Origin of the sequence: Legionella tucsonensis (genome assembly GCF_001468035.1) — a bacterium.
GTDB classification, from domain to species: domain Bacteria; phylum Pseudomonadota; class Gammaproteobacteria; order Legionellales; family Legionellaceae; genus Legionella; species Legionella tucsonensis.
Map to the genome: position 1 here is coordinate 1,699,466 of NZ_LNZA01000001.1, position 12,689 is coordinate 1,712,154.

Below are 12,689 nucleotides of genomic sequence, written 5' to 3' on the forward strand. Positions count from 1 at the left end.
ACAGGATTAATTTCATGACCGATTACAACATACCATTAAGGTTAACTCGCTTAAGAAATAGTGCAATGTCTCGTGCTTTAGTTAAAGAAACACGCTTACATCCACAACAATTCATTGCTCCTTTATTTATTAGTGAATTACTTAATGCACCACAAGAAATAAGTGCAATGCCCGGTCAATTTCAATTAAGTCTCGATTGTATTCCAAATGAAATTGAATTACTCACTTCCTTGGGTATTCCTGCAGTGCTTTTGTTTGGTATACCTAAATATAAAGACGCTTATGGTAGTGAATCATTTAATCATGAAGGAATTATTCAAAAAGCGATAAAAGCAATTCGTTCTGTAAATAAGGACATCCTAATTATTACTGACCTTTGTTTTTGCGAATACACAGATCATGGCCATTGTGGGGTGCTCGCTGGAGAATGCATTGATACCGACAAGACTTTGGCTTTTCTTGCAAAACAAGCTGTAAGTCATGCACGAGCTGGTGCAGATTGGGTCGCACCTAGTGGAATGACTGATGGAATGGTAAGTGTCATTCGTGAAGCATTGGATGCCCAAGGATATCAGCATATTCCTATTTTAAGTTACAGCGCCAAATACTGCTCCTGCCTTTATGGGCCTTTTAGAGAGGCAGCTCAGGGTGCACCAAAATTCGGTGATCGCAAGGCCTATCAAATGGATCCCGCAAACAGTGCCGAGGCTTTAAGAGAAACAGCCCTGGACATTGAAGAAGGAGTCGATATGATCATGGTAAAACCTGCCGGATTTTATCTGGATATTATAACGAAGCTAAAGCAACATTTCCCTGAAGTTCCTCTTTGTGCCTATCAGGTAAGCGGTGAATATTCGATGATTAAAATTGCTGCTCAAAACAAGCTCATCAATGAAGAGCAAGCTATAATGGAGAGTTTGGTTGCGATAAAACGTGCTGGAGCAGATTTTATTATTTCTTACTTTGCCAAAGATATCGCACGTTTATTGAGTAAGAATAAATCATATAGTATAAGCGCGCTTAGCTAAAACACTTATTCTCTATGTAGAAGAAAGCACAGACTCTTTAGTTTGCTTTTGTTATCTGAGGGAAAATAGACTTCTAATACCATTCCAAAAACTTGCTTAAGTTAATGGTAATAGACACTAAGTTATTTTGCGAGATATACTCTTTGATGCGTTTTAAAGATGTAAAAAATCCGATTGGTTAAGAACAGTTATTTTTTCACAACCTAGTGACATATTAACTTCTAACGAATCACTTATAAATTAAATGGAGAGAAAGATATAATGAATTTAATATTTAAAGGTTTTTCAGCAGTAGCTTTAAGTTTAAGTGCTGTAACAGCTTTTGCAAGCCCCGTTTATTTAATCACCCATAACAATACTCCTGTAGAGTCAAATGCATACATTGCAGGTGTACCTTCCCCATACCCCACTGCCGCCAATTCAACACAAAAAGTTTATTGGAATCTCGTAAAATTGGCCTGCTATGGACATACAACTGGTAAACAGTGTACTGCAATAATTAAAATGGCTACTAATACTGCTAATCCCATAGAAGTTGGAGAACTTCGTATGGATCTTGAAACCGGTGATATCACTCCAAAATATTTATCAAGGAACGGATATACCCTTTTTGTAAATGGTCTTGGTGAGGCAACCATTACCAAAAATTAATTATCTTCATTTATATCAGTTAGGAGGCGGATTCGCCTCCATCTAAACTACTCAGTAATAAATTAATAACATAAAAGTAACCGTCCGCTGCTATGCATGGCAAATGGGTCATAGCCTATGTAGGCTGATTCTGGGCTTACAAAGCCCAGCAATGAAACTCGAAGGATACACAGTGGGTTGCAAAACTACGGGTACAAATTAAAAGCCACTTTAAGTGGCTTTTAATTTATCGTGACTACTTCTAAAATAATTATTTAGTAGGTACTTCGGGAACTTTATCAATAATCCATGTCAATTGAGCACCCACAAGATCGGCTGCGAAGTTACCCTCATTAACATTCACATTGTATGTAGAGGTTTGTGAAAGTGCCTGGACAGAATTAACATTTGGCTTACCTCCAGGAAACAGGTGAGTGTATCCTACATCGACACCAATAGTGGGTCGCCATTGATAATGGGCACCAAAAGCAATTGCCCAACGATCCATATCAGGTAAACGAACATTCCTATCCGTATCGGTTGTTGGAGTCTGATCATAGCCACCACCTACACGAAGCATAAGTTTTTGATTCACATGATAATTTGCACCAAGAGCAACACGCCAAGAATCATGGTAGTTTTGTGGTACGACGCTATTAATATTTGCTTGCGTCACATTAAAAAGTAATGGTGGCCCAATATTGGGTACTGCAACATTATTTAATTGAATTTGTTTAAAAACACCCCAACCTGTATAAACAACAGATCCTAATAAAGCTAACTTCTCATTGACATCCTGATAAGCACTTAATGTAAGTACATCTGGGAATTCTTGTGGATCACCAAATAGCTCATTATTTCTACGGGTTGTTGAAGGGGGTAATACTGGGAAAATCAGATTAAAATTATTATTAGCCAATACTCCAGTCAAGCGACTATGTCCGTAAAAAACATGTCTTACTCTGGATTGATAATTAAGACCTATGCGGGTGTGATTATCATTAAATATTCCCATCACTCCAACATGGAAGCCAACTCCATAAGATTTTGCTTTGTTGTAACTTAAAGTGTCAACGAGAGCAGGATCTTCTCCAAGAATTTGAAATAAAGTAGGCGCACCAATCATTTGATTAAATTTAACACGAGACCATTGAATATCAAGACCAGCTCCCAATGCAAGGTGTTCCGTGAGTCGAGTACCTAATTCTGGTGAAACATCCATTGTCAAAATTTCGGTATACGTCGCTGAATAACGTACAGGAGAATCGGAAGCCCAGTCGGTAGACAACCCAAATGGAGAAGTAACACTTATGCCAAAGGTGGTACGCTCACCTAAAGGAAGAGCATAATGAAATGAAGGAACAAATGCATCATAGCTTCCATCTAGGCCTTCGAAATTTTGTATGTATTGAACAGAAGTAGGACCAGTGCGCGTAGTAAAAGTACTCGTGCCATCCAGTTTCATAGTGGGAAATATGCCAACTCCACCAAACACTAATTGCTGCTCACGAATTAAGGCTAAACCAGCAGGATTATACCAGCCTGTTGATGCATCAGCTGCTTCAGCTGCAGAACCAGCAGCATAGTTACCAACTACATATCCAGCGCCCTCTCCGTATAAAGAAAATCCTGCTGCATGAACTCCACCTGCAGCCAGAACACTAATGACAGCCGCGCTAACTAGTGTCCTTAAAGGTTTGTGCATATTTTTCACTCCTTAACTCCTCCAGTATCATATAGCGCCACCCACTAAGTTCTATACATCGTTGCAAGTTCGTTCGGCTCAGTCATGTACTTGAGTACACTCCTTCATCTTACTTTACTCGCGCCTCATCTAGTACTTAGTGGATAACGTTATACTTCAAAAAAATTGATAAAATACGTCCACTAAATAGCGAGTGTACCCTGTTTTCAAATCATTAAAAACACCTTAAAAACACTTTTTTCTTATTTATATTCAATAAGTAATGAATATTAACCATGATGATTTTAATTAAATCATCATGGTTAATTAATATGAAGCCTGTCTATGAATGTCCAATTCAAAACATTTAGACTTGTACACCTACTCCCGTCCATGCTAATGTGTTTTAATTTTGTGCGGACATGAATCATGCGACAAATAGTAACTAAATTCGGTGGCACCAGCGTTTCAACTCGTAACACTTGGAATAGCATTGCTTCCATAACTAAAAAACATATGAGCGCTGGGGTACAGCCCATTATTGTATGCTCCGCACTCACACAAATTTCTAACAGACTTGAAAAAGCCATTGAGGCTGCTTTAATCAATGAACATCAGAGCATTCTTGCTGATATTCGTTATGAACATATTAATCTAGCTAAACAGCTGGAAGTAGATTCTGAATTAGTTGCCAAAGATTTGTTGCAATTACAACAGTGGCTCACTGGCATCGCCTTATTAAAACAAGCTCCTGCGAAAACGCATGCAGAAATTTTAAGTACGGGCGAACTCATGATGACCCGTCTAGGTCATGCATTTCTCGAAAAACAAGGAATTCGTTGTAAATGGTATGATGCACGTGAACTTTTAACCAGCACACCCTTCCCTGATGGGGTGTCTGCAAATTATCTGTCTGCCCGTTGTGAGAGTGAACATGATCCTGAATTAGTCGAAAAATTTATCTCAAGCGGTGCTCAAACCATTATTACTCAAGGTTTTTTTGCTGCGAATCCTCAGGGCGAGACTGTTTTGTTAGGCCGCGGGGGTTCTGATACTTCGGCGGCTTTACTTGCTGGAAAACTCCAAGCTTCATCTTGTGAAATCTGGACTGATGTTCCTGGAATTTATACTGCGAATCCTCATCAATTGCCACAGGCACGTTTATTGAAAAAATTAAATTATGATGAAGCTCAGGAAATTGCGACGATGGGAGCGAAAGTATTGCATCCCAATTGTATTCCTCCTGTTCGACGAGCCAATATTCCAATGTCAGTCAAATTTACGCAAATGCCAGAACATTCAGGAACGCTCATTACTAAGGATATTGATGAAACTGCACCATTAATAAAATCCATTCAAATCAAAAACAGTATTTTATTGATTTCTATAGATACCTTGCACATGTGGCAACAAGTTGGATTTTTATCTGATGTATTTACAGCCTTCAAAAATCACGGTTTCTCAGTAGATTTACTCTCTTCCTCTGAGTTTAACGTCACATTGTCTCTCGATATCAATAGTAAAATACATGACCGACCAGCAATTAATGCCTTACTCGCTGAATTGAATCAATTTGGCCGCGCAAAGCTCATTGAACCCTGTAGTGCTGTGAGCCTCGTAGGCCATCATATCAGAACTGTATTGCCACAACTTGGTCCTGCGTTAGAAGTGTTTGAAGCAAAACAAGTCTATTTAATGTCACTCGCATCTAATGACTTGAACCTAACCTTTGTTGTTGATGAATCGCAGGCAAATCAATTATGCCAAAAGCTGCATCATTTGCTCATAGAAAATAATCCTCAAATTTTCTATTATTCAAAAAGCTGGCATGAGGAATTTGGCAAACCTGCTGTTCGTGATACTCCATGGTGGGAAAAAGAGCGCGATCGTTTATTAACTATTGCTTCACTTAATTCGCCTTGCTATGTCTACCATAGTCCAACTCAAGCCGCCCGAGCCAAGCAATTGTTGACTTTAAAATCGATCGATACATTGTTTTATGCGATTAAAGCCAATCCTCATCCATCGATTTTAAAAACTATGGAAAATGAAGGCATCGGTTTTGAATGTGTTTCCATTCAAGAATTAGACAGAGTATTGGAACTCTTTCCTAGCATAGACCGAAAACGAATTTTGTTTACCCCTAATTTTGCACCAAAAACGGAATACGAATATGCATTAAATCTTAGCTGTTATGTGACCATAGATAGCTTATACCCCCTTGAACATTGGCCTAATTTATTTAAAAACCGTGAAGTCATTATTCGTATTGATCCAGGGACTGGTGCTGGCCATCACAAACATGTTTCAACTGGGGGAAATGAGTCAAAATTTGGCATTACCCAAAATGACATTGACCAGGTTGTGGCACTAACCAATAAACATAAAATCCAGGTAGTTGGTTTACACGCACATTCAGGTAGCGGCATTCTTACTCCGGAGTTATGGCAGCAAACTGCCTTAATGCTTGCCTCTCTAACAGAGCAATTCCCACATGCCAAATCCATTAATCTGGGAGGTGGCTTGGGTATCATAGAAAAACCTGGGCAACAACCCTTAGATTTTGTAAATATGGATGCTTTGTTAATGGCAGTAAAATCACGTTATCCACACATTGAAATCTGGCTTGAGCCTGGTCGTTTTTTTGTAGCAGAAAGCGGTGTTATTCTTGCCAAAGTCACTCAATGTAAAGAAAAAGGTAAGGTAAAATTTGTAGGCATTGAAACAGGTATGAATTCACTAATTCGACCTTCCTTATATGGCGCTTACCATGAAATTGTCAACTTAAGTCGATTGCATGAGGAAAAAGCGGGCTTTTCTCATATCGTAGGTCCCATTTGTGAGTCAGGAGACACCTTAGGCTATGACCGATTATTACCGGTCACCGAAGAAGGTGATGTGTTATTAATTGCTAATGCTGGAGCCTACGGCCGTTGCATGAGTTCACATTACAATTTACGTCCACCGGCACAAGAAATTGTTATCGATTGATTCCTTCTCCTCTGGGAGAAGGCCCATTAAGTTAAAGGTTTTTTGTCATTCCCGCACACGCGGGGATCTATTTTTAAAATGGCACTGTACCTCGCTAGAAATAAATTTCCTCCTTCGCAGGAATGAACATTTTTTCCTTAACCTAATGGTAAATGGTAGTGGAGCGAAGGTCCCCATAGAAGGATTATGATGTTTTTATAATTCAATTTCATTACTCGCCCTCTCCCCATTAATAACAAAAATACAGGGATAAAAAATAACAATGCTAATCGACAGTGATCAACGAAGCCAAGCCACAAATCCTTCCATATCATTTATCGTACAAGCTCCAGCAGGCTCAGGTAAAACTGAAATTCTTACGCAGCGTTATTTGCGGCTATTAAGCACTGTAACTGCCCCAGAGCAAATTGTAGCATTAACATTCACCCGCAAAGCTGCAAGTGAAATGCGGGAGCGTATAGTGCTCGCATTACAACAAGCCGCAAATAATAAAAAAGCCAATACACTTCATCAACAAATGACACTCGATTTTGCTCGTGCAGCCCTTCAGTGTGATAGTCATTTTCAATGGAATTTATTACATCAACCGAATCGATTAAAAGTCATTACAATTGACTCTTTATGCCAAAGCATCAATCAGGCAATTCCTCTCTTAGAAAAACAAATTGCTTATTCAAAGATTACTGAAAAAGCTAACAGTTATTATTTAAACGCGAGCCGACACTGTATTCAGTTTGCTCTGGCAAGACATGAATATCAAAAGGCGATAAAAACACTCTTGTTGCATGTTGATAATCGTCAGGATCGATTACTTGAATTATTTACTGCACTCCTTTCTCAAAGAGATCAATGGTTAGCCCCTCTCTTTCAAGCACGTGCACAAGAAAAATCAACTTTTGAACGCGCACTACGACTTATAGAACAGCATGAATTAAAGCGGTTCAAACAAAGTCTACCCTCACATTTGGCTCTTGAGTTGACCCAATGTGCTCGTGAATTGGCAATTATAGAAAATAATCCCCACTCGCCACGCTATCAGCTAAAAGATTGGCATGATTTTCAACACACCAATCAAGAGATTGCGAACGCTTTAAGTAAACTCTTGCTTACAGGCGATGCGAATTTTCGTAAAAGTTTTGATCATCACGTTGGTTTACTTAGTAGCTCCTGTACACCGGACGAATATAAAAGACTCAAAAATACCAGCAAAGAATTGCTCAACGAGCTCAATGAATATCCTGATTTCCTTGCAGCATTAATTCAAGTCAGCAATTTACCTGAGCCAAAATATGATCCTGAGCAATGGGAAGTTCTGCAAGCACTCTTTTTGTTACTTCCTCTTCTTGTAGGTCATTTACACATTTTGTTTAGCGAACAAAATGAAGTTGATTTCACTGCAATATCGCAGCAAGCATTGAGTGCATTAGGCGATGTAGAAAATCCTACTGACTTAGCTTTATATTTAGATCATACACTTCATCATATTCTGGTCGATGAGTTTCAGGATACTTCGATTACCCAGTTTGAATTGTTAACCAAACTTGTAAGTGGATGGCAGGAAGGTGATGGGAAAACTCTTTTTATCGTCGGTGATCCCATGCAATCCATTTACCGCTTTAGGCAAGCAGAAGTAGGATTATTTTTTCGCGCCAAAGAACGAGGCATAGGCCCCGTCAAACTCCGCTCGCTGCAACTGTGTTGCAATTTCCGTTCAACACAAACGATTGTAAATTGGGTAAATAATCAATTCGCCTATATCTTCCCCAGGCAAGTTGATATTGAGTCAGGTGCAGTTTCATTTCATCCCAGTAAAGATGTCATCCAGGATGAAAAATACAGCGCAATTCATACCATTCAATTTAAAAATCGAGAACAGGAAGCAAAGAAACTCATAGAAATCATTCAATACGAATTGCAAACTAATCCCGAACAAACTATGGCTATTTTGGTACGCTCAAGAACTCAACTTGGTGAAATCATTCGTCTCTTGCGCCACCATCAAGTTCCTTATCAGGGCACTGATATCACTTTATTAGCCAATCTAAGCCACCTGCGTGATGTTTGGTCATTAACCCAGGCTTTACTAACCCCAGCAAACCGCCTCTCTTGGCTCGCTGTACTTCATAGTCCTTATTGTGGTTTGGATTTAAACGATATCCATATCATAGCCAACTTTAACAAGAAAAAGTCGATTTACTTTGCTTTATTGCATTTAAACAAAATCCTAGGATTAAGCGAGGAAGGCAGAATTCGCGCTAATTTTTTTATACACATTATGCACAAAGCACTGACTCAAAGGTATGAAATCAGGCTCTCTGACTGGGTAATTCAAACTTTAAAAGAATTACACATCGACAATATCCTAAACACCAATCAACTCAATGATCTCGAACAATTCTGGACCTTACTTGATCGCTATGAACAAGACGGTCGCTTACCGGATATAAAAGAATTTCTCTCAGAACTCAATAAACTCTATTCACAGCAAGCAAATCCTGCTCGTTTACACGTGATGACCATTCATAAGTCCAAAGGACTTGAATTTGATACGGTATTTTTACCTGGTTTAGGCGCACAACCTAATCGTGGCGATAATCCAATGATACGCTGGCTGAATTTACCGACACAAAAACAGGGCAATTTATTACTCATGTCACCGATACAAGGCGCACATCAAGAACATTGTGCTTTATATGATTATTTAAGCCAATTAGATGAAGTAAAAAGTCATTATGAAGCACAACGATTACTGTATGTTGCTGTGACTCGAGCAAAGTCACGTTTGTATCTAATGGATCATTCAGAAAGATCCTCCAAAGCATCATTTAGGAATCTTCTTAAGCATCTAGAATTTACTGATAATGAACCGACGTTGCTTGTTGAAGAGCGAAACTCATCTCTGCCTAAACTATTAAGTTTACCGCTTGATTATTACCAAAATAAAAAATCTGAAATTTTTAATCTCCATCTCAATATAAAGACAGATCCCTTTCTTTTATCAACAAGTATTCCTCGACTCATTGGCATAGTAACTCACCAATTATTGCAATGGATCTGTGATAATCACCCAAAAGCTATAACGGAAATTCCCTGGAGCATCGCTCGGTATGAATTGAGAAAGTTAGGTTTTGATGAAAGAACACAACATGAAGCACTATTTACCATGCGAGAACAAATTACCCGGATGTTTGAGGATCAAACAGGTTTTTGGATTATTAACAAACATGACCAGGAACAAAACGAATACGAACTATTGGTGGCACAACAAAATAGACCCATTACTCGCATTATTGATCGTACTTTTGAAGATCAAGGTAAACGCTGGATTATTGATTTCAAAACTGGAAAAGAAGATGAAATTTCATTGATGAAACACCGACAACAATTACATGAATACGGTTCTTATCTATCCACCCACACATCCCTTCCTGTCTATTGTGGTATTTATTATCTACCCAGCAATCATTGGGTTAGTTGGCAGTATGAGCGCTCTGAGCTAACGGTTTGATCACTGAAAACAAATTCTATGAAATAACACTGCTCTGCGCTATCATTCCTCTTTTGTGTTTAAGGGCCAATCTATGACCACTGAAAATACTGTAATCCACTTGATGAGTACATTAAAAGATCCATTTCTTGGCCTTACAGGCAAAGAAATGAATTTACAGTGCAGTCTTGAAGTGACAAATAATCAGTTGATCATTAACCTAACTTCCGGATTTCCCTGCTCCTTACTTGAAGAAAATTATAAACCTTTATTACTAGCTGCATTACAGTCATCACTCCCACATCAACACATAGTAATTCACATCAGTCAACGAATCAAACCACACAGAACACAATTCGTTGGCAAAGGCTTACGTGGAGTTAAAAACACTATTGCTGTAGCTTCAGGGAAAGGAGGCGTGGGAAAATCTACTGTAACTGTCAACTTAGCGACTGCATTAGCCCGCTTAGGTGCAAAGGTAGGTGTTTTAGATGCTGACATCTACGGTCCAAGCATGCCCCTAATGCTTGGAAAAACTGAACCAGTGGAAGTCAGTGGTGAGCATTATCTTCCTGCAAAAGCGCATGGAATACAAACTATGTCTATTGGTTATCTAACACATGGTGAACAAGCACTTATCTGGCGAGGTCCTATGCTCGCTAAATCACTAATCCAAATGTTGGATATTACCCTTTGGAATGATCTGGATTATTTGTTTATCGATTTACCACCTGGAACTGGTGATATTCAATTAACTTTGGTGCAAAAAATCCCTCTCACTGCTGCTATAGTAGTGACCACCCCACAAAACGTGGCGACACTTGATGCCCAAAAAGCGCTAACCATGTTTTCTAAAACAGGAATTGATGTGCTGGGTATTATAGAAAATATGTCCACCCATATTTGCAGTCAATGCGGACATCAAGAAGCAATTTTTGGTGCAGGTGGAGCTGAAACGCTTTGTACTGCGCACCAAATCATATTACTCGGACAACTTCCCTTAGATGGACGCATAAGACAAAACTGTGATGAGGGGTCCCCTACTGCGACTCATACTCGCGACAAGTTAACGAATACATTCCTGAAAACAGCGATGAAAAGCGCTATTGAATTGGCAAAAAAACCAATTAATTATGCAGACAAATTTCCCAAAATTGTTGTTGAGTGAATTCTTTGGAGACAGGTATAATCGAGTTAAGACCATCCCTTATTCAGCTACAATGCGATTAAGGGTAAAGTCCATTAAAATAATAACAATAAATAAATTGAGCCATGGAACGATTAATAATAATAACGCTAAGTATCCTATACTCCTGCCTGACTTTAGCCAAGTCTTCCTATCAAGTTGATTTAATTATATTTGCCCATCCCAATCAAAACGCGGAAATGGCAGTTGACGCACCTCTTATTCCAATGGGTGCACATGCTATATTTTTGCAAACGGATACAGAAAAATCAGGAAAACCTTATCGTTTGTTATCTCCATCATCCTCCAGTCTGCGCGATGAGTATTACCTATTGAGTCGAAAATCACATTACCAAGTTTTGGGTCATTACTCATGGAGACAACCAGCCAATAATCAAAGCAATGTCGCACTGCCTGTAGTAGAACATAATGGCTGGCAAATGCAGGGTACATTAAATGTGAAGCAAAGTAATTATTATTCTTTTGATGCAGAGTTACAGGTATCACCACCCAGCAATCCACAATCGTCATTTACTGTGTCACAAAAACAGCGCTTAAAAGATGATGTTGTTTATTATTTGGACAATCCTCAGATTGGCATGTTGGTTAAAATTTATAAATTGGGATAATGATGCGATATATGTTAGCCTGAGAGGAACACAGAGGAGCCCTGGAGGTTCTGTAAGTAGAAAACCTGGGTTCCGCAGTACTCTCCCAAGGCTACAAACTCGAAGCCCAATCTCTGAACTTTTCTTATTTTTTCCCTGGAGGAAAAATCCGATCAAATACAGTTGAACCTCCCTCCATAACATGGTTCATTGCAGTATTTACATCGGAGACACCAGGATTAGTCTTATTTGAGAAAAAACCCCAAAAACCATTTCCCGATTGTTTGCTTCTGCCTACTTCATGCAATCCAAATAATGCTGCAGCAGTAAGAGTTAGGGAGGCAAATGTGCCTAATCTTCCATAAAAAGGGGACATAAATAAATTTCCAAAACTGATTAATGCGCCAGTCTTTAGTGCTTTTTCAGGATTTATTTGATCTCTAGGCATACTACTACTTCCTTGATAGGTTATTAAGATACGTATTAGGGGCGCTTACTTTCACTGGGCATAATTTCATCAAATATCGCCGCACCTCCAACTGCGATATTTGCCAGAGTATTTTGCACTTCTGTACTTTTATCACCAGTTATACCGCCAAAAAAAGAATTCATACCATTTATTCTATTTCCAACAGCTCTTCTTTTTTTGCCTATCTCATGCGCACCATATAAAAATGCACCAGTTGCAGCAATTGCTGCAGTCAAACCCAGTTTTGCATCAACCCAATACAGTGGAGCTAAAATTGTATTTCCAAGCGCTAGTAATGTAGCCGTCTTACCAGCATCATCAATATTTATTTTATCTTTGGCCATATCAATTCCTTGTGATAATTAATTGGAATAACCAGACTATGTGAGCATCAATAAAATTGCAAGCATAAATTTATACATCATAATGAACAACATTAAACCAAATACAATATGAATTGAATTCGATCTACTTGTAAATTATAATTTCATATGATAAAACCAACCCATGAGCTCATAATGTCACAAAAAAGCCGAATTATTGATGCGCTCACCTTATGCCTCAAACAAAAGTCCAATAAGGATTTTATACTAAATAAATCATCAG

9 protein-coding genes are annotated in these 12,689 nt (G+C 38.7%); 6 read left to right on the forward strand and 3 right to left on the reverse strand.

Going from position 1 to position 12,689, the window contains the following annotated elements; all coding sequences use genetic code 11:
• Nucleotides 1-14 precede the first annotated feature (14 nt).
• Together hemB and Ltuc_RS07440 are read left to right on the forward strand one after the other, a co-directional pair.
• Nucleotides 15-1,028, forward strand: coding sequence for a porphobilinogen synthase (gene hemB, locus Ltuc_RS07435; protein ID WP_058520648.1), 1,014 nt, complete (start codon nt 15-17; stop codon nt 1,026-1,028).
• Between the two features lie 261 nt (nt 1,029-1,289).
• On the forward strand, nt 1,290-1,679 hold the full coding sequence (locus tag Ltuc_RS07440) for a hypothetical protein (protein WP_058520649.1): 390 nt from the start codon (nt 1,290-1,292) through the stop codon (nt 1,677-1,679).
• A 250-nt stretch (nt 1,680-1,929) separates the two neighbouring features.
• On the opposite strand, the gene Ltuc_RS07445 is transcribed toward Ltuc_RS07440, so the two are convergent.
• The gene (locus Ltuc_RS07445; RefSeq protein ID WP_058520650.1) at nt 1,930-3,372 is read right to left on the reverse strand and encodes an OmpP1/FadL family transporter; all 1,443 of its coding nucleotides are present in this window, start codon (nt 3,370-3,372) and stop codon (nt 1,930-1,932) included.
• 399 nt (nt 3,373-3,771) lie between these two features.
• Here Ltuc_RS07445 and Ltuc_RS07450 point away from each other — a divergent pair, with 399 nt between their 5' ends.
• The 4 genes from Ltuc_RS07450 (at nt 3,772) to Ltuc_RS07465 (ending at nt 11,635) form a co-directional block, all read left to right on the forward strand.
• Nucleotides 3,772-6,333, forward strand: a complete 2,562-nt coding sequence (locus Ltuc_RS07450; protein ID WP_058520651.1) for a bifunctional aspartate kinase/diaminopimelate decarboxylase — start codon at nt 3,772-3,774, stop codon at nt 6,331-6,333.
• A gap of 262 nt (nt 6,334-6,595) precedes the next feature.
• Nucleotides 6,596-9,841: a UvrD-helicase domain-containing protein gene (locus Ltuc_RS07455; protein WP_058520652.1), complete on the forward strand. Its 3,246-nt coding sequence runs from the start codon at nt 6,596-6,598 to the stop codon at nt 9,839-9,841.
• A 73-nt stretch (nt 9,842-9,914) separates the two neighbouring features.
• Nucleotides 9,915-10,988 carry an iron-sulfur cluster carrier protein ApbC gene (apbC, locus tag Ltuc_RS07460; RefSeq protein ID WP_058520653.1) on the forward strand — a complete coding sequence of 358 codons (1,074 nt, stop codon included), beginning with the start codon at nt 9,915-9,917 and terminating at the stop codon, nt 10,986-10,988.
• A gap of 104 nt (nt 10,989-11,092) precedes the next feature.
• Complete coding sequence (locus Ltuc_RS07465) at nt 11,093-11,635, forward strand: CsiV family protein (RefSeq protein WP_058520654.1); 543 nt, start codon at nt 11,093-11,095, stop codon at nt 11,633-11,635.
• A 124-nt stretch (nt 11,636-11,759) separates the two neighbouring features.
• Here Ltuc_RS07465 and Ltuc_RS07470 read toward each other — a convergent pair whose 3' ends face one another.
• Entirely contained in the window at nt 11,760-12,062 is a 303-nt protein-coding gene (locus Ltuc_RS07470; RefSeq protein ID WP_058520655.1) for a hypothetical protein, read from the reverse strand.
• A 35-nt stretch (nt 12,063-12,097) separates the two neighbouring features.
• Nucleotides 12,098-12,427 (reverse strand): hypothetical protein, encoded by a 330-nt coding sequence (locus tag Ltuc_RS07475; protein ID WP_058520656.1) that lies wholly within the window; start codon nt 12,425-12,427, stop codon nt 12,098-12,100.
• Between the last annotated feature and the right edge of the window lie 262 nt (nt 12,428-12,689).